22 protein-coding genes are annotated in these 25,198 nt (G+C 33.8%); 1 reads left to right on the top strand and 21 read right to left on the bottom strand.

Annotated features, from left to right (window positions below; translation table 11 throughout):
• Window positions 1-19: 19 nt before the first annotated feature.
• The 3 genes from asd to dpaA are packed head-to-tail and all read right to left on the bottom strand — an operon-like array spanning window position 20 to window position 2,585.
• Window positions 20-1,066, bottom strand: coding sequence for an aspartate-semialdehyde dehydrogenase (gene asd / locus FHP05_RS01570; RefSeq protein WP_147665425.1), 1,047 nt, complete (start codon window positions 1,064-1,066; stop codon window positions 20-22).
• Between the two features lie 48 nt (window positions 1,067-1,114).
• Window positions 1,115-1,705 (bottom strand): dipicolinate synthase subunit B, encoded by a 591-nt coding sequence (gene dpaB / locus FHP05_RS01565; RefSeq protein ID WP_147665423.1) that lies wholly within the window; start codon window positions 1,703-1,705, stop codon window positions 1,115-1,117.
• Window positions 1,695-2,585 carry a dipicolinic acid synthetase subunit A gene (gene dpaA, locus FHP05_RS01560; protein WP_147665421.1) on the bottom strand — a complete coding sequence of 297 codons (891 nt, stop codon included), beginning with the start codon at window positions 2,583-2,585 and terminating at the stop codon, window positions 1,695-1,697. Before dpaA ends, dpaB begins: the two co-directional genes overlap by 11 nt.
• A gap of 377 nt (window positions 2,586-2,962) precedes the next feature.
• On the opposite strand from dpaA, the gene FHP05_RS01555 reads away from it, so the two are divergent.
• Window positions 2,963-4,051 carry a branched-chain amino acid aminotransferase gene (locus tag FHP05_RS01555; RefSeq protein ID WP_147665419.1) on the top strand — a complete coding sequence of 363 codons (1,089 nt, stop codon included), beginning with the start codon at window positions 2,963-2,965 and terminating at the stop codon, window positions 4,049-4,051.
• A gap of 129 nt (window positions 4,052-4,180) precedes the next feature.
• On the opposite strand, the gene FHP05_RS01550 is transcribed toward FHP05_RS01555, so the two are convergent.
• The 18 genes from FHP05_RS01550 to FHP05_RS01465 all read right to left on the bottom strand — a co-directional run bounded on the left by FHP05_RS01550 (window position 4,181) and on the right by FHP05_RS01465 (window position 25,198).
• Window positions 4,181-5,737, bottom strand: coding sequence for a long-chain-fatty-acid--CoA ligase (locus tag FHP05_RS01550; protein WP_147665417.1), 1,557 nt, complete (start codon window positions 5,735-5,737; stop codon window positions 4,181-4,183).
• A 220-nt stretch (window positions 5,738-5,957) separates the two neighbouring features.
• Window positions 5,958-6,191 (bottom strand): YlmC/YmxH family sporulation protein, encoded by a 234-nt coding sequence (locus FHP05_RS01545; protein WP_147665416.1) that lies wholly within the window; start codon window positions 6,189-6,191, stop codon window positions 5,958-5,960.
• Between the two features lie 73 nt (window positions 6,192-6,264).
• A complete protein-coding gene (locus tag FHP05_RS01540) occupies window positions 6,265-7,482 on the bottom strand; it encodes a M16 family metallopeptidase (protein WP_147665414.1) in 1,218 nt (405 codons plus the stop codon).
• 26 nt (window positions 7,483-7,508) lie between these two features.
• Entirely contained in the window at window positions 7,509-8,456 is a 948-nt protein-coding gene (locus FHP05_RS01535) for a polysaccharide deacetylase family protein (RefSeq protein ID WP_147665412.1), read from the bottom strand.
• A 144-nt stretch (window positions 8,457-8,600) separates the two neighbouring features.
• Window positions 8,601-10,718 (bottom strand): polyribonucleotide nucleotidyltransferase, encoded by a 2,118-nt coding sequence (pnp, locus tag FHP05_RS01530; protein ID WP_147665411.1) that lies wholly within the window; start codon window positions 10,716-10,718, stop codon window positions 8,601-8,603.
• Window positions 10,719-10,837: 119 nt separating this feature from the next.
• Window positions 10,838-11,107: a 30S ribosomal protein S15 gene (rpsO, locus tag FHP05_RS01525; RefSeq protein WP_147665409.1), complete on the bottom strand. Its 270-nt coding sequence runs from the start codon at window positions 11,105-11,107 to the stop codon at window positions 10,838-10,840.
• 185 nt (window positions 11,108-11,292) lie between these two features.
• Window positions 11,293-12,228: a riboflavin biosynthesis protein RibF gene (ribF, locus tag FHP05_RS01520; RefSeq protein ID WP_147665407.1), complete on the bottom strand. Its 936-nt coding sequence runs from the start codon at window positions 12,226-12,228 to the stop codon at window positions 11,293-11,295.
• A 24-nt stretch (window positions 12,229-12,252) separates the two neighbouring features.
• A complete protein-coding gene (gene truB, locus FHP05_RS01515; protein ID WP_147665405.1) occupies window positions 12,253-13,146 on the bottom strand; it encodes a tRNA pseudouridine(55) synthase TruB in 894 nt (297 codons plus the stop codon).
• 178 nt (window positions 13,147-13,324) lie between these two features.
• Window positions 13,325-13,666: a 30S ribosome-binding factor RbfA gene (gene rbfA / locus FHP05_RS01510; protein ID WP_147665403.1), complete on the bottom strand. Its 342-nt coding sequence runs from the start codon at window positions 13,664-13,666 to the stop codon at window positions 13,325-13,327.
• A gap of 29 nt (window positions 13,667-13,695) precedes the next feature.
• Window positions 13,696-13,974 (bottom strand): DUF503 domain-containing protein, encoded by a 279-nt coding sequence (locus FHP05_RS01505; RefSeq protein ID WP_147665401.1) that lies wholly within the window; start codon window positions 13,972-13,974, stop codon window positions 13,696-13,698.
• The gene (gene infB, locus FHP05_RS01500; RefSeq protein WP_147665400.1) at window positions 13,971-16,046 is read right to left on the bottom strand and encodes a translation initiation factor IF-2; all 2,076 of its coding nucleotides are present in this window, start codon (window positions 16,044-16,046) and stop codon (window positions 13,971-13,973) included. Before infB ends, FHP05_RS01505 begins: the two co-directional genes overlap by 4 nt.
• An 18-nt stretch (window positions 16,047-16,064) precedes the next feature.
• Window positions 16,065-16,364, bottom strand: a complete 300-nt coding sequence (locus tag FHP05_RS01495) for a YlxQ family RNA-binding protein (RefSeq protein WP_147665851.1) — start codon at window positions 16,362-16,364, stop codon at window positions 16,065-16,067.
• Entirely contained in the window at window positions 16,357-16,632 is a 276-nt protein-coding gene (gene rnpM / locus FHP05_RS01490) for an RNase P modulator RnpM (protein ID WP_147665398.1), read from the bottom strand. Before rnpM ends, FHP05_RS01495 begins: the two co-directional genes overlap by 8 nt.
• A gap of 11 nt (window positions 16,633-16,643) precedes the next feature.
• Window positions 16,644-17,738, bottom strand: a complete 1,095-nt coding sequence (nusA, locus tag FHP05_RS01485; protein WP_147665396.1) for a transcription termination factor NusA — start codon at window positions 17,736-17,738, stop codon at window positions 16,644-16,646.
• A 12-nt stretch (window positions 17,739-17,750) separates the two neighbouring features.
• Window positions 17,751-18,224, bottom strand: a complete 474-nt coding sequence (gene rimP, locus FHP05_RS01480) for a ribosome maturation factor RimP (protein WP_147665395.1) — start codon at window positions 18,222-18,224, stop codon at window positions 17,751-17,753.
• 311 nt (window positions 18,225-18,535) lie between these two features.
• Window positions 18,536-22,825, bottom strand: a complete 4,290-nt coding sequence (locus tag FHP05_RS01475; protein WP_147665393.1) for a PolC-type DNA polymerase III — start codon at window positions 22,823-22,825, stop codon at window positions 18,536-18,538.
• Between the two features lie 206 nt (window positions 22,826-23,031).
• Complete coding sequence (gene rseP / locus FHP05_RS01470; protein ID WP_147665391.1) at window positions 23,032-24,294, bottom strand: RIP metalloprotease RseP; 1,263 nt, start codon at window positions 24,292-24,294, stop codon at window positions 23,032-23,034.
• A gap of 127 nt (window positions 24,295-24,421) precedes the next feature.
• Window positions 24,422-25,198, bottom strand: coding sequence for a phosphatidate cytidylyltransferase (locus tag FHP05_RS01465; RefSeq protein WP_147665390.1), 777 nt, complete (start codon window positions 25,196-25,198; stop codon window positions 24,422-24,424).

Genomic DNA, 25,198 nt, shown 5'->3' with positions numbered 1-25,198 from the left:
GTTTAAATCTAGCTTTATTCTATAACCATTTATTTTTTATTAAACTTTCTGCAATTTGTACAGTATTTAGTGCAGCACCTTTTAATAGATTATCAGAAACAACCCACATATGAAATCCTTTGTCACAGTCTAAGTCTTTTCTTACACGACCAACAAACACTTCATCTTTATCCATTGCACTTAATGGAGTTGGATATGTTTGTGTTTGTATATCATCTTCTAAGACGACCCCTTCCTGTGATTCTAGTACTTTCCATATATCAGTTGGATTGATATTTTCTTTATCTATTTCTATATAGATACTTTCAGCATGTGATGTGAAAAATGGTAGACGAACACACGTTGCCGCTACTTTCACATCTGGTAAATGCATTATTTTTTTCGTTTCATTGATCATTTTCATTTCCTCAGCAGTATAGCCATTTTCCTGAAATACATCAATCTGTGGTAAAGCATTAAAAGCAATTGGATAATGGCGTTTATCACCTGCAACTGGTAAAACTTCTGGCTTTGTTTCTTCTTTATTTACATAGTTTCTTGTTTGTTTATCTAACTCATCTACAGCTTTTTTACCTGATCCGGAAACAGCTTGATAGGTAGAAACAATAATTCGATTTAATCCGTATGCTTTTTGAATAGGTTTTAATGCTGTTACCATTTGAATCGTTGAGCAGTTTGGGTTTGCAATAAGTCCCTTATGATTTTTAATATCTGTTTCGTTTACTTCTGGAACAACTAAAGGTACATTTGCATCCATTCTATATGCACTGGTGTTATCGATGACAACTGCCCCTTTTTCAATGGCAGCTGGTACAAGTGCTTCAGAAACAGATCCTCCTGCTGAAAAGAAAGCAATATCTACGTTTGTAAAACTCTCGGGAGTAGCTTCTTCAACAATTATTTCTTCATTAAAAAAATTAATCTTTTTTCCTGCAGAATTTTTAGAGGATAATAGTTTTATAGAACCAATTGGAAAATTCCTTTTTTCTAGAACATCCATTATTTTTTGACCAACTGCTCCTGTCGCTCCTACAATAGCTATATCATATATTGATTTATTTTTCATTTATATTACTCCCTTCTAATCTATTCTTTCTATTTTATCATACAACATTTAATCATCAAATGGTATAATAACTGGCTGTAATTGTTTTTGTTTTAATGCATTTACAATCGTATTTGGCAGTAATTCCATATTTGCTACTAATGAATTTGGCTTTTTTTCTGGTGCATCTTGCCCAAAAGGAATAAAGAAAATATTTTTACTAGCCATTAATCGCATGAGGTTAACCCCATTTAAACCAAGTGCATCATTTGTGGCAATTCCTAATACAACTGGATTTTGATTTCTCATGGTTGCTTTTGCTGCCATAAGAGGTGGTGAATCTGTTATAGCATTAGCCAATCGACTCATTGAATTACCTGTGAGTGGTGCAATTACCATACAATCCAATGGTCTTATTGGACCTAGAGGCTCTGCATCTGGTATCGTAGCAATTACTTTTTCACCGGTTATATCCTCGATTCTTTGAATATGATCTTTCGCTTTTCCAAATTTTGTATCAACATTTTTAACATTATATGAAACAATTGGCACAACCTCCGCACCTAATTGTTTTAAACGCTCCATTTGAGGAAAAACATCTTCATATGTGCAATGAGAAGCAGTTAAACCAAAACCAATTCGTTTTCCTTCAAGATTCATCTATTGAACTCCTCTCCATTAATATCTGTATAATGACATTCGCAAGTATTTTTCCTGCTGTTTTCGGGGCAACAATGCCAGGGAGACTTTCCGATAAAACCGCTTTAATACCACGTTGTTTAGCAAATTCAAAATCTGTTCCACCTGGTTTAGAAGCAAGATCGAAAATTAAAGCGTGTGGCGGTAAATGCTGGATTGCAGTTTTTTGAATGACAGGAGCTGGGATGGTGTTGATTAAGATATCGCATTCATCCGTATAATCCTCCAATAAATGTAATGGAATAGAATCAAGTCCCATCTCTGTAATCCTTGCTAAATCCCTAATTTTAGTAGCTGCTACAGATACGTTCGCACCTAATGCTTGAAATTTATTTGCTACGGTATGTCCTACTCTTCCAAATCCTGTTACAATAATTCGTGATGAGTGGATTGTGTAATCTGTGTGTTTCATTGCCATGAGAATCGTACCTTCTGCAGTTGGAATGGAGTTATAAATAGCCACATCATCCCTATCTAATAGTGGGATAACTTTTGCATTTGTATTGTCTGTAATTTTATCTAAAAAGTCATTTGTTATTCCAGTAAAGATGGGAGTCTTTTTATCCAATCGCTCAAACCATTTTCTTGATAAATAAATTTCCTCATCAGAAAAAAAAGTTTCTACTAATCCTGCTTTTTTTGTCCCGGTGATTGGTAAAACAATTGCATCAAATAATTCCGGTCTTAAATCAGTAAAATCTACCTGTTTTGCTCCTGTAAACCCTTGTTCTAATTTATTAAATCCTGAAATAGTCGTTGTAAATTCAGGATAGTAATTTAATTGTCTTATCAATTCAATATAGCGTGCATCCCCACCTATGACAGCAATATTCTGTTTCATATTTATTCATCCCCTCTTACTCCATACAATTGGAATTTTATGATTGCCCCTTAACTGATTTCTATATAGTTTATGTCATTGTCATTAGAGGGTGATTAATTAGATAAAACTGGGTATTTATATATGAAGACATCCATAGAGATGGCTGTCCATTCATATTTCATATACGTATTAATCACAAGTGCGAAGAGCGGTGTCTTCGTTGTAATTAAAATATTTGTCGATTTTATATTTTTTATGGAATCTAACGTTTTTATAGAAGATTTGAATTCCTTTTTCTGTAATATAGGAAGGATAGAAAAATTGAAAAAATAGTTGCATCTTTAAATTTTATATCGTATGATTAATATTAAAATTCAAAATAAAGGGATGGTAGCATGAAAGAGAAACCTATACGGGTGGATTATCGTACTGATAAAAAAACAAAGCCGATCATTGAAGATATAGAGTTTGGTAGAGAATTTACTGACCACATGTTTGTAATGGATTATTCTTTTGCTCATGGTTGGCATGATCCACGAATTATACCTTATCAACCACTTACCGTTGACCCAGCTGCAATGATTTTTCATTATGGACAATCCGTTTTTGAAGGGATGAAAGCATATCTTTCACCAAAAGGTGACGCACTTCTCTTTCGCCCCCAAAAAAACATTGAACGTCTAAATCGTTCCAATCAACGCCTTTGTATACCAGAGATTGATGAAAAATTTGTCTTAAAGGCAATAAAACAGCTCGTTAGTCTTGAAAAAGAATGGATTCCAACCAAACAAGGAACATCACTTTACATCCGTCCATTTATCATCTCAACAGAACCATATTTAGGTGTAGCTTCATCACAACAGTATCAATTCATTGTTATTTTGTCGCCTGTGGGTTCGTATTATAAAGAAGGAGTTAATCCAGTAGAAATTTTGGTGGAAAATGAATATGTTCGGGCTGTTGTTGGTGGAACAGGTGAAGCTAAAACAGGTGGTAACTATGCATCCAGTCTTAAAGCTCAAGAAATTGCTGAAAGAAATGGATATGCTCAAGTTTTATGGCTTGATGCTGTAGAAAAAAAGTATATTGAAGAAGTCGGTAGTATGAATGTATTTTTTAAAATAAATGGTGAAATCATTACACCTGCTTTAACAGGGAGTATTTTACCAGGAGTTACAAGAGATTCAGCTATTAAATTATTAAAACATTGGGGCTTTAAAGTAACGGAGAGTAAAATTACTATAAAGGAACTAATCGAAGCATTTCATAATGGCATACTTGAAGAGGCGTTTGGTACGGGAACCGCTGCCGTCATCTCACCAATTGGCTCACTTGTCTGGAACGATGAGAAAATAACGATTAATCAAGGAAAGACAGGGGAACTGTCCAAAAGATTATACGATACAATAACAGATATCCAATACGGAAAAACGAAAGATCCTTTTGGATGGAGTGAATATGTTGATAAAGCACTCATTAAATAAACAATATAAAACATCGGTTACTGATGATTTTTATTAGTAACCGATGTTTTTACTATCCATCATAGTATGACTTTTTATCAATCTAGTAGGATGCAAATAAAGCTTGCCCAAAGATGCTTTATAATATATTTAGACATATTCTCTTAACTGAACTTTCAAGATTTTCCCGCTCGCTGTTTTTGGTAATTCATCCATAATTGTCACCATCCGTGGACATTTAAAATGAGCTAAATGTTCTCTTGTAAAGTCAATTAATTGTTGCTCTGTCACCTCATGACCACTGCGTAAAACAACAACTGCATGTGGTGTTTCACCCCATTTTTCATGTGGAGTCGCAATAACTGCTACTTCTTGAACTGCTGGGTGATCGTATAAAACATTTTCAATTTCAATAGAGGAAATGTTTTCTCCACCACTAATGATAATATCTTTCTTTCGATCAACTACTCTTATGCGTCTGTCTTCATCCATTGTTCCCATATCACCAGTATGAAGCCAACCATCAATAATTGTTGCATTTGTTTGTTCTTCATCTTTCCAATAACCCTTCATCACTCCTGGCCCTTTAACAATTATTTCACCAACTTCTTTTCCATCTTTCTCCACATCATTACCTAATTCATCAACAACTCGAACTTGTGATCCTATCATTTCATAACCTGTTTTTACTTTCATTTCATAGTATTCATCATCATCTACACCATCATCTTCTGAAGAAATATATGATGCAAGTGTTAATGGTGATGATTCTGTCATTCCATATACTTGATAAAACTCCCATCCAATATCTTCTTCCAACTGTTTAATAAACGCCTTTGGTGGTGCAGCTCCTGCAACAACGATTCGCACGTTTTGTTCAATCTTCGGTTTAACATTCTCATAATTATCCATAATCGATTGTAGTACAGTTGGGGCCATATGCATGACAGTTACTCCATACTTTTCCATCTTCTCTAAGATTACTTTTGGGTCTACTTTTTTCTGCATGACTTGTGTAGAACCATTTGCTGTATAGTAAAATGGCGAACCCCATCCATTTACGTGAAACATAGGTAAAATATGCATCAATACGTCTCGGTCACTCACACGTAAATGGTGCATTGCTGATAATGCATGCAAATAATTATTTCGATGGGTTAACATAACTCCTTTTGGATTCCCAGTTGTTCCGCTTGTATACAACAATGTACTCACATCATTTTCACTTAAAAGCACACGTGGAAAAGTTGTTGATGGATAAGTTTTAAGCCACTCATCGTATGAAATGAGATCGTTTTCATTTTCAGTCAGTCCATGTACAATAATTTTTTCTATTGTTTTCAGTTGATCACGAACTGGTTCAATTAAATGTACTAACTCATGATCAACAAATAATACTTTACTTTCACTGTGATTTAAAATATAAACATAATCACTTGGCAACAGCCTCGTATTTAATGAAACCATAATTCCACCAACTTGAAAAATCCCGTAAAATCCTTCATACATTTCCAATGTGTTTGGTGCTAAATATGCTACTCTGTCCCCTTTTTGAACATCAAGAGACGATAATCCATATGAAAGGCTATTAACACGCTTGTTTATATCTTCGTAAGTATATCTTGTACCATATTCATCAATAATTGCAGGCTTTTTTCCATATAAATGTACAGCTCGGTCTAAAAACTCTGTCAGAATTAAAGACATCTATTGTTTCCCCCTCTACAAAAAATAAGAATTATCAAAATTATACCATATATTTTACTTTTTGGAATACATTTGTGTCAAATTTTCAACAAATATCTTCATTTAAAAAGGGGATATATCGATTTTAATCACACTTTTAGATTAAATATCATTTCATTCCTGTTTTTGTTACCATATAGATTTCTACGTATATCTATTCTCCATTCTGAAAACATTAAAATTATTCCATATCTACCATAATCATATCCTCGCCAATTTTTTTAATATCATCCCAACGAATTTTTGTTTCTTCTCCGTCTTTTTTTAAGCCAAACCATTTATAGTCCGGAATAATAAAGGCATGAATTTTACCTGTACGTGGATCGATTTCTAAATCAGTCTGTCCCAGAATACCTAACCTCGTTCCATAGTGAATATTAACAATTTCTTTTCCACTAATATCTTTGTATCTCATAGGATCCTCCTTTTTAAACGTATATTTATCATATATATATGCATAAAAAAATAGCCTATGTTCAAAACATAGGCTATTTTTCCGGCGATACCAAAGCAGAAGAGTAATCTTGATTAAATACATTGTCAATAACGAAACGAATTTGTTCATGTGTCACTGCATCAATAGCGTGAACCATTTCATCTAAATTTCGATGACGATTTAATAATAATTCATTTCGACCATTTCGACTCATCCGACTGCTTGTACTTTCCAACCCTAATACCATATTTCCTTTTAATTGTTCCTTACTATTTTTTAATTCCTTATCTGTTATTCCCTTTTCAATGAGTTGATGAATGGTAGCCAAAATCGTATCCTTTAACAAAGTAAGTTGTTTTTTCCCGGTTCCTGCATAAATCGTTAATAAGCCTGTATCTAAAAAGGATGAGTGATATGAGAATACAGAATAAGCAAGCCCTTGTTGTTCCCTTACTTGTTGGAATAACCTTGAACTCATACTACCACCTAATATATTATTTAAAATAACCATACTGAAAATATTGTCATTATGGACAGGTAAGCCCTTGAAACCTAAGCATAAATGTGCCTGCTCCGTTTCTTTCACTTTTTGTATATGATTCGTATGAAATAAAGGAGATACTATTTTTTCTCTTTTTCCTTTTGTTTTAAAAGATCCAAATGAACGCTCAATCAATTGTATGAATGAATCATCTATATTTCCAGCAATAGATATCACAATATTTTCAGGTGTATAGTAATTTTCCATATAATCACGTAAAGTTGAATCCGAAAAAGAATCAAGATGTTTCTTTGTGCCTAAAATCGGATACCCTAATGCATGTTCACCAAATGAAGCATGTGCAAGCATATCATGAACAATATCATCCGGCGTATCATCATACATTTTAATTTCTTCTAAGACAACCTTTTTTTCTTTTGCCATTTCATCGGACTCATAGGTTGAATTAAAAAACATATCTGCTAATAAATCAAGTGCATATTCTTTATGGTTATCAAGTACTTTCGCATAATAACATGTATACTCTTTAGATGTAAAAGCATTAATATGACCGCCAATGGAATCATATGCTTCTGCAATATCTTGAGCAGATTTTGTTTTTGTGCCTTTAAAAAACATATGTTCTAAAAAGTGAGAAATACCATTATTTTGTTCTGTCTCATTTCTTGAACCTGCTAAAACCCATATACCAATTGTTACAGAACGAACAGTCGGTATATGCTCTGACACAATACGAAGTCCATTTTTACATACGTGTTTTTCAATCAAATAGATGTCCCCCTGAAATTTTATATTTATCTTTTTTCGGATAGTAATTGATCAATCGACCCAATTCTATAACCTTTTTCTTTTATCTGTGTGATTAATTCATTTAATCCATTTGCAATCACCGGTGTAGGATGCATCAAAATCGTTGCACCTGGATGAATATTTTTTGTCACGCGATTTAGCATAACAGAAACGGATGGTTTCTTCCAATCAATTGTATCAACTGTCCATAGAATTGTTTCCATTTGTAAGTTATCTGCCATTTTAACGACTTCTTCAGAAAAACTCCCACTTGGGGGCGCAAACCAGCTAATATCTTTCTCGATAATTGCTTTAATGATTTCATTTGTTTGTTCGATTTGATCCTTTATTTCATGATTTGAAAGTTTTGCCATGTCTGGATGGTTATATGCGTGGTTTCCAATTGTATGGCCTTCTTCATCAATCATTTTTACAAAATCTACATTTTCTTTTGCCCATTTTCCCTCCAAGAAAAATGTGGCCTTTATATTTTGTTTTTTTAAGATATGTAAAATTTTTGGCAGATGCTCTGTTCCCCAGGATACATTAATCAAAAGTGCAACCATTTTCTTTTTTGGATGACCACGGTAAATAGGTGTTGCTTTTAAGTCACTTAGAGATACATCTGGGGAAATCTCTTCAAAAACAAGATCAGTATCATTAAATGTACCGCTTTTTTTCATTTTTTCATATGATTCTTTCACATTTACACGGATTCCATTTCTTCCAGGTGTTTTTTTCCAGACCCGGTCAATATAAGCATCTTCTGGTTCCTCATTAAATTGTTCACTTTTTTGTTTAATTTCCTCATAAAGCAAGTTGCCATCTTTTGATACTTCTAATGCATAATTTTGTAAATAATTGCCAACAAATGGATTATAATGAATATTCCACGTAAATGCAACTAATAGCACAAACACAATAACATGTATATATTTACGAAGTCGATACATATCTTGTCCCCCTTTCATTTATTTATATGAATATGGGGTTCTGATATGTTTTATTCATCTTATTAATCAAATACAACCTTTGATATTTTTTACAATAAATAAAAAAGAAACTGGTTTTCCAGCTTCTTCGTTATATTTATTATATCATTTTGATTTAGCTTCTTTTTCTTGCTCTTTTAATATAGCTTTTCGGGAGAGATTAATACGTCCTTGTGAATCAATTTCAATTACTTTCACCATAATTTCATCACCAAGTTTAACAACATCTTCTACTTTGTTTGTACGTTTAATATCTAGTTCAGAAATATGGACTAGCCCGTCTTTTCCTTTGAAAAGCTCTACAAAAGCGCCAAATTTTTCAATTCGCTTCACTTTTCCTAGATATAATTCGCCCACTTCTACTTCACGAACAATATCTTCAATGATTTTTTTCGCTTTGTCATTCATTGTAGAATCCTCTGAGGAAATAAAAATATCCCCATTTTGTTCAATATCAATTTTAACTCCGGTTTCGTCAATAATCTGATTGATTTGTTTTCCACTTGGCCCAATCACATCACGGATTTTATCTGGTTTGATTTTCATAGTTAAAATCTTAGGTGCATATGGTGATAAATCTGTTCGTGGTTGCCCAATTGTTTCAAGCATTGAATTCAATATATGCATCCGGCCGCTTTTCGCCTGTGTTAATGCTTCAGCTAAAATATCTCTTGATAAGCCTGCAATTTTAATATCCATTTGTAATGCGGTAATTCCTTTTTCTGTACCTGCAACTTTAAAGTCCATATCTCCAAGTGCATCTTCCATACCTTGGATATCTGTCAATATGGTATAATCTTCTTCGTCTTTCACAAGTCCCATCGCAATACCTGCTACAGGCGCTTTAATAGGAATTCCTGCATCCATCATAGCTAATGTACTTCCACAAATACTAGCCTGTGAACTGGATCCATTTGATTCTAACACTTCTGAAACAAGTCGAATGGTGTATGGAAAATCTTTTTCATCTGGAATAACATATTCTAATGCTCGTTCACCTAAGGCACCATGTCCAATTTCACGACGACCTGGTCCTCGGATTGGTCCTGTTTCCCCTACACTAAAATGTGGGAAGTTATAATGATGCATAAAACGTTTGGATTCTTCTAAATCTAGTCCATCTAAAATTTGTACATCCCCTAACGCACCGAGCGTACAAATACTTAAGACTTGGGTTTGTCCACGTGTAAACAAGCCTGAACCATGTGTTCTTGAAAGAAGGCCAACACGTGATGACAACGGACGGATTTCTTCTGGGTTTCGCCCATCTGGACGTACTTTCTCTTTTGTGATTAAGCGACGAACTTCCTCTTTTATTAGCTGGTCTAAAACCACTTTCACTTGGCTAATGATTTCTGGTTGTTCTTCTGCTTTTTCTTCATAGGAGGCGACAACTTCTTCTTTCACCTGTTCTATCGCTTCTTCACGTGCATGCTTTTCTTGTACTTGAATGGCTTCAGTTAACCTTTGTCCTGCCATATTTTTTACTTCTGTATGTAGGGAATCTTCAACAGTAAACAATTCTACTTCCATTTTTTCCTTACCTACAGCTTCGATTATTTCTTCTTGAAAAGCTACAATTCGTTTAATTTCTTCATGACCAAACATAATGGCTTCTAGCATTATATCTTCAGATACTTCTTCAGCACCTGCCTCCACCATATTAATACCATCTTTCGTACCAGCCACAGTTAACTCTAAATCACTTTTTTCTTCCTGTTCCACAGTAGGATTGATAATAAATTCACCATCAATTCTTCCAATTTGCACCCCTGCAATTGGTCCAGAAAAGGGAATATCAGATATGCTTAAAGCTATAGAGGAACCAATCATAGCTGCAATTTCTGTAGAGCAGTCCTGATCAACACTTAATACAGTACTTATGACCTGCACTTCATTACGAAATCCTTCAGGAAAGAGTGGTCGTAATGGTCTGTCAATTAAACGTGACGATAAAATAGCTTTTTCACTTGGTCTTCCTTCACGCTTAATAAAACCTCCTGGGATTTTACCAACAGCATATAAACGTTCTTCATAATTAACAGTTAGAGGAAAAAACGGCAAGTCCTTAGCTGTTTTTGAAGCAGTTACAGTAGACAATACGGAAGAGTCCCCGTAATGAATCATACATGCACCATTAGCTTGTTTTGCTAGCTCACCTACTTCGACAGTAAAAGTTCTGCCAGCAATTTTTGTAGAAAATATTTTTTTCTGATCTGTCATCTATTTTAGTACTCCTTTCAAATCCTATCTTACCTACTATCTTATATTTATTTGTTAAAAATGTAAATTGTATGTACACAGATATACAAAAAAAGCAGGATTACTCCTGCTTTTTTATGTTATCTACGTAAACCAAGTTTTTTAATCAAATCACGGTAACGTGTAACATCTTTATTTCTTAAGTAAATAAGTAGATTACGACGTTTACCGACCATTTTCATTAAGCCACGGCGTGAATGATGATCACCTTTATGGGTACGTAAATGATCATTTAAATTATTAATTTCTTCTGTAAGTACAGCAATTTGTACTTCTGGTGAACCAGTATCATTTTCATGAATTTTGTATTCACTAATAATTTCATTTTTACGGTCTTTTGTTAGAGCCATTCGGCACACCTCCTATATTAATATATAAACACCTATCCCCTAGCAATCGTCGGAGTTACGATTTGCCACGAGATGGTTTCATCTTTTCTAGAATACATGTTTAAAGTGAAAATTGCAAGTAAAACAGAGAATTTCTCATCCTAAACAGGTAACTAATTCAGAGTATCTATTATTAACAAAACATATTAAGAAAAATAAGTACGAATTACTTTTTCATCATCTTTCAATTGCTCGATAAGGGCATCAACTGAAGAAAAAGTGACTTCATCGCGAATATATTGATGCCATTCCAATTGTAGCTCTTCTCCATATAAATCATTATTATAATCAAATATATTAACTTCTAGAGATAGTCGATATTTGTCTTCGGGAAAAGTTGGATTTGTACCTAAACTTGCCATTCCTTCATATGTTTTGTTTTTGTATTTAATCTTCACAGCATAGATTCCGGGCTTAGGTAACTGTATCTCTTCTTCTACTTTTAGATTTGCTGTTGGGAAACCAATTGTTCTTCCTCGCTTTGATCCAGTGACAACTGTTCCATATAATGATAATGGGCGACCTAGTAATGCATTTATTTTATCTACCTGCCCAGTTTTTAAAAGTTTTCTAATTCTTGTTGAACTTACTTTCTCAGCATCATCTTCTACTTTAGAGATTGTTGTGTATGTAAACTTTCCCTTTGTATAATCTCCAATATTACTCATGTTTCCTTTACCTTTATGTCCAAATGTATAATCAAATCCTGCTACAATATGCTTAATATTTAAACCAATAATAAAATGATTAATAAAATGTTGTGGTGAAAGGCCTGAAAGTTCTTCATTAAAGGTAATGATATATAAACGATCAACATCCATTTGTTGTAAGATTTCTTGCTTTTGACGAATAGGTGTAATATATTTCACGTTTTCTTTACTTTTATTAAGAATAACGGAAGGATGAGGGTGAAATGTAATTACAGCACTTTCCATATTTTTTTCCTTTGCCTTTGAAATAGCAGTTTGAACTACTTCCTGATGACCCTTATGGATACCATCAAAAAAACCAATTGCAGCAACTGTTTCAGGCAAAATAGAATCAGATAAAATGTGAGGATACTTAAGTTCTATTGTTCTCACTGAGAATCACCTACACTTTCAATGTCAATTAAAAACTCTTACTGCTTTAATTTGATCCTGTTTTTCTCTATTTACTTGATAAATCGCAAGCACTTCATCTTCATGTATTATAACAAATGGTTCTTTTGTTTTCACTTCGTTAGGTGTCGGAAGTTTTTGGCCATATAGTACTCTTCTTTTTACTTCTTGGTTCACTTCAATAATTGGTAAATGATCCAAACCTTGTAAAATGGGAATCAATAATTCTTGTTGTCGGTTATGAATACTCGCTTTTTCAATCATATCAAATGTAATTGAATTTTCCTTAGAAAATGAACCTGATTGAGAGCGTTCAAGATTAGACATATGTGCTGGATATCCTAATGTTTTTCCAATATCAACACATAATGTACGAATATATGTACCTTTTGAACAAATAACCTCAATAGAAAAACGATTTTTTTCCATGTCGTATTGGCTAGTTCTTTTTAATTCGTATATAGTTATCTCTCGTTTCGGACGTTCAACTGTTTTATTTTCTCTCGCATATTCATATAATTTTTTTCCTTTTACTTTAACAGCTGAATACATCGGTGGTACTTGTGTAATGATTCCTGTAAAAGTTTTTAATACTTGGTCAATTTGCTTTAAAGATGGTTGTGTAAGCATGTCCATTTTCTCTACTACTTTACCATAGGCATCTTCTGTTTCTGTTGCTATTCCCAATTCAACTTCAGCCTTATACGTCTTTTTTGTATTTGTTAAATAAGGGACTATTTTTGTAGCTTGTCCTATACAGATTGGTAATACTCCTTCCACTTGTGGGTCAAGTGTTCCTGTATGACCAACTTTTTTCGTTGAATAGAGCTTCCTTATTTTCGCAACACAATCATGTGATGTTAGCCCTCTTGGCTTCCATAATGGCAAAATACCTTTCATTGCTCAACTTCACTCTCCTTTATCAAAGGGTAATCAACAATCAGTCGAGGTTGAAGAAAACCTCCACTGATTGAAGAGTCACTTTATATCAAAGCTACTCATGGAAAAATCTGACCTACGAAAAGTAAGTCAGATTCAGCAACTAGCATTTACATTTCCTATGAATGATTTTTTAAAATTATTCTTTTAATTGACGCAGGATTTTTTCAATATGATTCCCATATTCTAGAGCTTCATCATATTCAAAAGTAATCTCTGGTGTTTTTCGCAATCGAATTCTACGACCTATTTCAGAGCGAATAAAACCTTTCGCCTTTGTTAGGCCAAGTAGTGTCTCTTGTTTTTCTTCATCGTCTCCAAGAATAGAGATAAAGATTTTTGCTTGTTGTAAATCAGAAGTAACCTCAACATCTGTCACCGTTACAAAGCCAATTCTTGGATCTTTAATTTTTCTTGTTAATATATCTCCAAGTTCTTTTTTCATTTGTTCTGCAACTCGGTTTGCACGTAATTTACTCATTTATTTCACCTCAACTTCACAAACAGGGCTTATAAACGTTCAACATTTGTTATTGTTCGTTCTAACTCTGGGTACGAATCAATTACTCGTAATACTTCTTGAATTACTTTTTCCGCATGGACAAGCTTATTTGAAATAGTAACAATACCTATTTTTGTTCGTTGCCATAAGTTTTGATAATCAAGTTCCGCTACGGAAATATTAAAGTCATTTTTTAATTTACTTATTAATTTCTTAAGCAGAGAGCGCTTTTGTTTTAATGAATTTCCTTCATAAAAGACACACTCTAACTCAACATAAAGGATCATACACGTTCGATTTCCTTCATGATGTACGCTTCAATGATGTCACCTACTTTGATATCATTGAAGTTCTGAATAGTTAGTCCACATTCATAGTTCTGCGCTACTTCTCTAACATCATCTTTAAATCGTTTAAGTGTATCAATTTCACCTTCATAAAGCACTACACCATCGCGGATTAAGCGAACACCAGAATCACGTGTTACTTTTCCGTCCGTAACATAACATCCAGCAATTGTGCCAACTTTTGATACCTTAAATGTTTCACGAACCTCAACTTGACCGATTACTTGTTCTTCATACTCTGGATCTAACATTCCCTTCATCGCTGCCTCAATTTCTTCAATTGCTTTATAAATTACACGATGGAGACGAACATCTACTTTTTCAGACTCTGCTGCTTTTTTAGCATTCACATCTGGTCGAACATTAAAACCAATAACAACGGCATTAGAAGCAGATGCTAAAGAAATGTCTGATTCATTAATTGCACCAACACCTGAATGGATAATATCGATTCTTACACCCTCTACTTCAATTTTTCGAAGGGATGCTGATAATGCTTCAGCAGAACCTTGAGTATCAGCTTTAATAATGATTTTTACTGCTTTCATTTCCCCTTGCTTAATATGTTCAAATAAATCATCTAAACTTACTTTTGTATGTTCACTTCTTGTTGCTAGAACGGCTTGTTGATGACGTGCTTCTCCAATTTGACGAGCCTTTTTCTCATCTTCAAAAACTAAAAATTGATCCCCGGCCTGTGGAACTTCATTTAAACCAGTTATTTCAACGGGTGTAGATGGACCAGCTGTTTTTACACGTTTTCCAATATCATTTAACATTGCACGAACACGACCATTTGTATTTCCTACAACAATTGAGTCACTAATATGCAATGTACCATTTTGAACAAGTAATGTAGCTACAGGACCTCGGCCTTTATCTAGTTCAGCCTCAATAACAGTTCCAAATGCTTGTGCTTTAGGATTTGCTTTAAGTTCCTGCATTTCTGCTATTAAAAGAATCATCTCTAGTAATTCATCAATACCTTTATTTTGTAGAGCAGATAATTGAACAAAAATCGTGTCACCACCCCAGTCTTCTGGGATAAGTTCATATTCTGTTAACTCCTGCATCACTCGATCAGGATTAGCGGTATCTTTATCCATTTTATTCACTGCTACAATAATTGGTACTCCTGCAGCTTTAGCATGGTTTAATGCTTCAACTGTTTGTGGCATGACCCCATCATCTGCAGCAACAACCAAAATCGACAAATCTGTTACTTGTGCACCACGAGAACGCATGCTTGTAAATGCTTCATGTCCAGGTGTATCTAGAAATGTGATTTTCTTATCATCTACTTCAATTTGATAGGCTCCGATATGTTGTGTAATACCGCCTGCTTCACCTGCAGTAACTTTTGACTCTCGAATCGCGTCTAAAAGAGTTGTTTTCCCATGGTCTACATGTCCCATTATGGTAACGACTGCAGGCCTTTCAATTAAGTTTTCTTCCTTTTCTTCCGCAATATATTTATTAAAATCTGTATCTTCTAATATAATTTCTTTTTCTACTTTCACATCGTATTCTGAACAAATTAATTCAATGGCATCATCATCTAAATCTTGGTTTTTTGTCGCCATAACCCCCAAGAAAAGAAGTTTCTTTATAATTTCAGATGAGTCTTTATTCAGTTTATCAGCTAATTCACCAACTGTAAGTGTGCCTTGATAAACAATTTTCTCAGGAGTAGATTTCTTAGAAGACTTTTGTTGGTTTGTATCTTCTTTTGTTTGATTCTTTTTATTATTACCTTTTGTTTCTTTTCGTTTCTTTCTATTTTGATGATTTTGTTTCTTATTTTCTTGTTTTCCCTGTTTCTTCGTGGAATTTGTTTTTTGTTTAGATCCTGATTTGGATTGTATCATTTGATCTAACTTTTTGATTGTATCTTCTGTTATAGTTGACATATGATTGGATACTTCAATTTCCATTTCTTTTAAGTGTTGGATAACTTCCTTACTTGTCATTTTTACTTTTTTTGCATATTCATATATACGTAATTTACGCATATATTCACCCCCAATAAATTACTCTAACAATGTCATTAATTTCGTCGCAAAACCATCATCTAGTATGGCAATGGCAACTCGTTCTGTCTTTCCAACTGCATTTCCTAATGTTTCACGGTCATCCAATATATATAATGGGATGTTGTATGAGTTGCATTTATCTGTTATTTTTTTACGTGTTTGAAAACCAGTGTCATTTGCGAGTATAACAAGTTTCGCATTTCTTTCTTGAATATCTTTTACAATTACTTTTTCGCCAAGTGAACATTTTCTTGCACGATAGGCTAGACCTATTAAGTTTAAATAGTCTTTATTTATCATTTTCATCTACCAACTGTTTTAATTGATCATAAATGGTTGAATCGATATTCGTTTGAAGATGGCGCTTTAATATTTCTGTTTTTTCTGCTTCCTTAATAACAGAAATATCTCTTGAAATATAGGCACCTCTTCCATTTTTCTTTCCTGTTAAATCAACAGAAACATTTCCTTCTTTATCACGAACTATTCGAATCATTTCTTTTTTTGGTTTCATTTCAGCTGTAATAACACATTTCCGTAGAGGTATTTTTCTTTTCTTTACCATAAAAATCCCCCTTAATCGAATAAGTCTTCTTCTGTTTCTGAAATAAATTCTGTATCAGCTAAGATACCTTCCTCAATTGCCTCTGATTCACTTTTGATGTCAATCTTCCATCCCGTTAACTTAGCAGCAAGCCTTGCATTTTGTCCTCGTTTTCCAATTGCTAATGATAATTGATAATCTGGTACAATAACTGTTGTCGCTCTATCTTCTTCATTTACGATTACTTTTAAAACCTTCGATGGACTTAAAGCGTTTGTAACGTAGATAACAGGGTCTTCTGACCATTCCACAATATCTATTTTCTCACCATTTAATTCGTCTACTATCACTTGAACCCTTTGTCCCTTTTGTCCTACACATGAACCAACGGGGTCAATTTCTGGATTTTCTGCATACACAGCAATTTTAGAGCGATCACCTGCTTCTCTAGCAACAGATTTAATTTCAACATGGCCATCATATATTTCTGGAACTTCCATTTCAAACAGGCGTTTTAAAAGGCCAGGGTGGGATCTTGAAATAAATATTTGTGGGCCTTTATTTGTGTTCTCAACTTTAGTCACATACACTTTAATACGATCGTGTACAAGGTATTCTTCATGATTTATTTGTTCAGATTGAGGTAATTTTGCTTCAATTTTACCCAAATCAACGTAGACAAAACGTGAATCACGACGCTGAATAATTCCTGTCATAACATCTTCTTCCCGATCAGCATATTCATCAAAAATAACACCACGTTCTGCTTCTCGTACACGTTGAGTAACGACTTGCTTTGCTGCTTGTGCAGCAATTCTACCGAAGTCTTTTGGTGCTACTTTCACTTCAATAACATCGTCGATTTCATAATTCGGATTAATTTCCTTAGCATCTTCTAAAGCAATTTCTTGCTGGTCATCTTCTGGGTCTTCTACGACTGTTTTACGAGAAAAAATCTCCATAATTCCTTTTTCCTCATCTAATTCTACTCGTACATTTGTTGCAGACTTAAAATTTTTCTTATAAGCAGATATCAGCGCAGCTTCCAATGCTTCTAATAATATGTCTTTATCTATACTTTTTTCTTTTGATAGCGCATCTATCGCTTCAAACAGTTGATTACTCACTTTTTTTCCCCCTTAAAACACAACTGCTAACCTTGCATGTGCAATTTTTTCATAAGGTATTTGAACCTCTTTTTTTCTTGTTTTCAATTTATATTCGATTATAACAACATCGTTTTCAAATTGTTTTAATATTCCCTCATACTCTTTTTCTCCATCAATTGGAGCATACAAAGACACATAAATATTACTATTTATATTTTTCAAAAAATCATCTTTTGTTTTTAAAGGACGTTCAGCACCTGGTGAGGATACTTCTAAAAAGTATGCATCTTGAATAGGATCAAGTTGATCTAATTTTTCACTCAGTTTTTCCGAAATTAGTTCACATTCTGTTAAACCTACTCCTCCATCTTTATCAATGAACACCCGTAGAAAAAAGTCTCTTCCCTCTTTAACATACTCAATATCTACTAGTTCAAGATTTTCTTCTTGCAAAATCGGTGTAACGACTTCTTCTGTAACTTTAGTCACTTCTTCAGCACGCAACACTATTCCTCCTTTACATAACTTATTAGTTCTTATTATGTACGATTAGAATATTTTTCATTTCAATTTGTATAAATTTCTAAACAATATCTTGATTATTAACCATCCAATATAAAACCCTTGCCTGTAAAGGGCAAGGGAAGCAGGAACAAGATGCTCATGTTACGACGAAAGAGTGGGTATATACCCACTCTTTCATAAAGAAATTATCTAATCATAAACAAATTATACCATAGAAGTAAATATGATGCAATCGTCTGCATCATTCAATAAACGGTAGACATGACCCATTTACTAATGAGACAGTTAATTTAAAAGAGAGACAGTTGGTTTTTATCAGGCATTCCTTTTAGGCAACCATGTTGATCTAAATACTCAAGCACTGTTTTCGAAATCTTGCTTCGTTCTCGTAAATCTTCTTTTGATAAAAACTCACCCTCGTCACGGCTTTTCACAATATTGATAGCCGCATTCGTTCCTAAACCATCTACTGCATTAAATGGTGGGATGAGTGTATTGCCATCAACAATAAAGTCAGTCGCACTTGAACGATATAAATCGACTTTTTGAAAGGAAAATCCTCGTTCACACATCTCTAATGAAATTTCTAAAACAGTTAATAAACTTTTTTCCTTTGGTGATGCATCATTACCTTTGGCATCAATTTCTTCGATACGTTTTCGAATTGCTTCTGATCCTTTTATCATTGTGTTTAATTCAAAATCGCTCGCTCTTACAGAAAAGTAGGCTGCATAAAAATAAATTGGATGATGAACTTTAAAATACGCAATTCTCACTGCCATTAAAACATACGCAGCTGCGTGTGCCTTTGGGAACATGTATTTGATTTTTTTACAGGATTCAATATACCAGTTTGGAACATTGTGTTTCCTCATCTCTTCTATCCATTCATCCTTTAAGCCTCGTCCTTTACGAACAAATTCCATTATCTGGAAAGCAGTTGACGCTTCTAATCCCTTTTGCATTAGATAAACCATAATATCGTCCCGGCAACCAATTACTTCAGGTAATGTACATGTACCCTCATTAATTAAGTCCTGAGCATTTCCAAGCCAAACATCTGTACCATGTGAAAGACCAGAAATAATAACTAATTCTGCGAATGTTGTTGGTTTTGTATCTTCTAGCATTTGGCGAACAAACCTTGTACCGAATTCAGGAACACCTAGTGTACCTGTATGACAATCATTAATTTGTTCTGGTTTCAGACCGAGTGGTTCTGGACCAGAAAATATCTTCATCACTTCAGGATCTTCTACAGGTATAGTTTTAGGATCTATTCCTGTTAAGTCTTGGAGCATACGGATGACGGTTGGATCATCATGACCAAGGATATCTAATTTCAGAAGATTATCTTCAATAGAATGGAAATCAAAATGTGTTGTACGCCATTCACTATTTCGGTCATCTGCCGGGAACTGGATTGGTGTGAAATCATATATTTCTTTGTCATCTGGTACAACAATAATTCCACCTGGATGTTGTCCTGTCGTTCGCTTTACCCCTGCACAACCTTGAACAAGTCGATCAATTTCTGTCGGCTTTAAAATAAGTTCATTATCTGATGCATATCCTTTCACATACCCATAGGCGGTTTTTTCTGCAATTGTTCCGATAGTTCCCGCACGATATACATTATCTTCACCAAATAATACTTTCGTATAGTTATGAGCCTCTGGTTGATATTCTCCTGAAAAGTTTAAATCAATATCCGGAACCTTATCCCCTTTAAATCCCAAAAAGGTTTCAAAAGGAATATCTTGTCCATCTTTCATTAATTCATTTTGACATGTAGGGCAGGATTTATCAGGTAAATCAAATCCACTTTTATAAGAACCATCTGTAATAAATTCATGATAATGGCAATTCGAACATACATAATGTGGTGGTAACGGATTTACTTCTGTTATTTCTGTCATTGTAGCAACTAAAGAAGATCCAACCGACCCTCTCGAACCGACTAAGTAACCATCATCTAATGATTTTTTTACGAGTTTATGAGAGATAAGATAAATAACGGCAAATCCGTGCTTAATGATACTTGATAATTCTTTATCTAATCGTTCTATTACGATAGATGGGATAGGTTCTCCATAAATCGATTTAGCACGACTATAACATAAATCCCGTATCTCTTTGTCTGCCCCTTCAATTGTAGGTGTATATAAACTATCTTTAATCGGTGAAATATTTTCTATGTTATTCGCTATCCCCTGACTGTTTGTCACAACAATTTCTTCCGCAACTTCTTTTCCAAGAAAGCTAAATGCCTCTTGCATTTCATTCGTTGTTCGAAATGGCGTATCTGATAATCGATGACGATTTAATGGGTTACCAGCTTGAGATGCAATTAGAATTTGTCGGTATTGTTTTTCATGTTTCTCAATGTAATGTACATTGCCAGTAGCCACAACAGGTTTATTTATTTTTTTCCCTAATGCAACTAATTTTTGAATAATATCCAGGATTTGTGCTTCATTTTGAACAAGGTCTTTTTCGATAAGATGAGCATAATTTGCAGGTGGTTGTACTTCGATGTAATCATAAAATTCCGCAATATTTTCTGCATCATCACTTGATTGTTGCATCATTGTCTCGAATACTTCTCCTTGATCACAAGCAGATCCAATTAAAAGTCCTTCTCGATGTTTTTCTAAAAGGGACCGTGGGATTCTAGGAACTCGATAAAAATAATGAATATGTGCATAAGAGACTAGTTTATATAAATTTTTTAGGCCGATTTCATTCTTCACTAATAAAACACAGTGATATGGGCGAGATCGTTTATAAGCATCTCCTTTTCCCATATGATCATTCAATTGATTATGATTTTGAATTTCTTTTTCTAATAATTTTTCTACCAGTTTCCAAAGTAAATAACCAGTTGCTTCCGCATCATAAATGGCTCGGTGATGTTGAGTAAGTTCAATATTAAAATGTTTACAAAGTGTATTTAGACGGTGATTTTTTAGTTCTGGAACTAAAAAACGTGCCAATTCAAGTGTGTCAATTACTGGTTCATCTACCTTGTTATAATCGATTCGTTGATAACCTTGATTCAAAAATCCAATATCAAAACTTGCATTATGTGCTACCAATACACAATCTTTTGACCAGGCATGAAAATCCTTTAACACATCTCCAATTTCCGGAGCATCCTGAACCATTTCATCTGTAATACCTGTTAAATTTGTTGTTGTTTCCGATAGTGGATGATGTGGATTTGCAAATGACTCAAAGCGATCAATAATTTCCCCTTTATGAATCTTCACACCTGCAATTTCGATTATCGTATCATAAACAGCTGAAAGCCCTGTTGTCTCCACATCGTATACAACATAGATAGCTGATTCAAGTTCTAAATCTTGTTCATTGTATGCAATAGGAACACCATCATCAACAAGATTAGCTTCGACACCATAAATCACTTTCATATCATGTTTCTTACCTGCTTGATATGCTTCTGGAAAGCCTTGGACACCTGCATGATCAGTAATGGCTATTGCAGGATGCCCCCACTTTTTAGCCTGTTTTATTAATCTACTTGGTGATACAACTGCATCTAATTGACTCATCATAGTATGTGCGTGTAGTTCTACTCTTTTTTTCTCTTCTTTTGCTGTGTCTTTTTTTTCATCCACTTTGATTTCATTGATATCATTTGCCATCATTGTTAATTGATTAGAATACATATCTGTTTGTATACTACCACGTGCCTTAACCCAAATACCCTTCTCTAATTGATCAAAGACTTCTTCATCTTCTTCCCCTCTAGAAAACTTCTTTATTGTTAAGGAATCCGTGTAATCTGTTGCCTTTATAATTAATAAACTGCGCCCAGAGCGTAATTTACGAACATCAACATCAAAAACATAGCCTTGAACAGTCATTCTTCGCTCTTCTTCTTGGATATTTTCCATTTGTACAGGATCATCATTGATTTTATAACCAACCATAAAGTCCTGGTTCTTTCCAGCATGTTTCTTCTTCTGATCACGTTCTTCCCTTTGTTGAATTGTTTTCAACATCATTTCACGATCTTCTACTGCTTGTTTTTGCTTAAATTCTTGGATATTTGTTTGTTGATCATTCACATGAACATCCAAGACAAATTTAGGTATAGCAACTTTTTGACAAAATTGTTGGAAATCATGTTCTAATTTCCTTTTAATCGTTATCGCTTCTGCTTCATTCCTTGCTTGTATGACAAGTTTATTATTTTCTACTGTTGGTACTTGATGAAGCACAACGTCTTTATATGCTGGAGAAAGTATTGTATTTTGTAAATAATACTGCCAGTAATCTGTAATTGTTTCGGTATTTATTTGCTTGTCTTTTGTGTATAGTGTACACACTACATTTGTTAATTTTTGAAATGTTTTTTGTAAAGTGATAATAAATGATTGGTAAATTTGTAGTGGTAATATGGCGTTTATCTCAATATGAAAATGCCATAATTTCTTTTGTTTAAAAACATCTAATCGTTTTAATGAAGCATTTTCAAAATACACTTGATGTTCATCCGGTAATTGTAATTGTTCTAATAAGATATTTATTTTTTCCTGGTTTGTAAGTTCCATTGTTCTTCCCCCATTAGGATCAATAAATCCAGTGTATCAAAAATCTAAAAAACAGTATTGAATAACGGAAACCCTTGCCGTAAGATGACAAGGGTACCTATTAGAGTTTTTTTAATTGGTCTGTTTCGTATAAATTCTAATGTAAATTTGTTAATTATTCTAAAATACATCTTCCACTACAAACATTTTTTAGAAACTGACTTTTATTAAAGAAAAAGTCGTTGAATATCATTCCATGTCACAACAATCATTAATAACATTAACATGGCAAAGCCAATAAAATGAACAATACCTTCTTTTTGTGGATCAATTGGCTTACCACGAACAGCCTCTAGCCCAACAAATAATAATCTACCACCGTCAAGTGCAGGTAATGGAACTAAATTAATAATTCCTAAGTTAATACTGAGCATTGCTGTCCACATAAGAAAGTTTGTAAAACCTGTTTTTACCACTTGGTCTGTTGCGTCATATATACCTACTGGTCCAGATAACATGTCAATCGAATACTGTCCGGTAATTAATTTTCCTAAATTCGTTAAAATTAAGGTAGTAATTTCATATGTTTTTGTAAAGCCATATTTCACCGTTCCGATTGCAGATTTATGAAATGCTTGATAAACACCAATTTGTCCTAATTCCACATCCAATTCTTCTATATAAACAGAATCGGGAACAACAGATAATTCAACATTTTCACCATTTCGTGAAACAGTCATATCTAATTCAGTTTTAGGATTATCTCGAACAATTGCTTGGAACTCTTCAAATGTAGAAATCGTTGTTTCATCAATTTTAATAATTTCATCACCATTTTCAAATCCAGCTTGTTCAGCAGGGCTTCCTTCCTGAATTTTATCAATTTCTGCATGATCAACAGGTACACCTTGTGAAATTCCTAAGATGAAGAAGATTACAATCGCCAATAGAAAGTTCATCATAGGTCCAGCAAATAATTGCATTGCTCGTTGTCCAATTGTTTTTGATGCGAACTGACGATTATACGGTGCAATTTGCGTTTCGTTTTCATCCATTATGAAAAATGCTTTTTCAGCAACATCAAATGAGAGTTTTTCATGTTCATCTATTTCATATCCTTCGATAATTAATTGATGGTCAAGGTCTACATGCTCCACTTCTATGATTCTTGCGTTCGGATGTTTTGCCTTATTATTAACGATGATTTTTATTACTTTGCCTTCTTCGTCAAATTCAAGGCCAATATGTTGACCGGGTTTCAGTTCAATAATTTCTGGATCTTCTCCAGCAACCCTTACATAACCACCGATAGGAAGTAGTCTAATCGTATAGACCGTCTCATTCTTTTTAAATGAAAATATCTTCGGTCCAAAACCAATAGCAAACTCACGAACAAGCATTCCAGCTCGCTTAGCAAAAATCATATGGCCAAATTCATGGATGAATACTAGTAAACCAAACATGAAAATAAAAGCCAAAATTGTTTTCAAAAAATCACCATCCTTTTACAAGGTGTATCAATCAATTCATTGGTATTTTATTCAATTTATCCAAAATCAATCGATTTATCCCTAAAAAATTATTACAATATAAGTAAAATATTTTCATTGTGTGTCTCTAAAACAAGATCATTAAAAGATGGAAAACCGGAAATACAAAAAGTAAGCTATCCATTCTATCTAATATTCCACCATGACCAGGTAATAATCTCCCAGAATCTTTTACATCATAAAAACGTTTATATGCTGAAGCAACTAGATCTCCTATTTGTCCTGATATAGATAAGATTACTGTCATAATAATGAGTTGTAATTTCGGTATTGGTAGCGGATGAAATAAATAGAAGAAATGGCCGACAACACATGCAAAAAGAATTCCACCTATCGCTCCTTCAATTGTTTTATTCGGGCTTATTTCCGGCCATAACTTGTTTTTTCCAAGTGAACGACCTACAAAATAAGCTCCTGTATCTGTTGACCATACGATAAACAAGAGATACAGCACGAATGATAACCCTTCGAAGCGCGTTTCCATAAAGAAGAAAAATCCCATTGAAATATATATAATAGTTATTAAGATAAATCCAGACTGGTCAAATGTGAATTTATTTTTAGATAATACCGTATAAAATAAAATAATAATCACAAATAGCATAACAAACTCTGTCTTTTCCATAGGTAAAGATACACTGCTTGGAATGAGTAAAATCCATAAAAAAATCAATGCAGTAATTGCCGGATAAGATTGAAATGAAATTTGGCGCATTCGTAATAATTCATATAATGCAATCGTCGCCATGGCATAAGTTAATACGACAAATGGAATATTTCCATAAACTAAAATAGGAACAAATATTAGTAGTGCTATAATCGCTGTAATAATTCGTTGTCTCAT

The organism is Cerasibacillus terrae (assembly GCF_008039555.1).
GTDB lineage: Bacteria > Bacillota > Bacilli > Bacillales > Amphibacillaceae > Cerasibacillus > Cerasibacillus terrae.
Note: the sequence above shows the minus strand (reverse complement) of the source record. Positions and strands in the feature narration are given on the sequence as shown.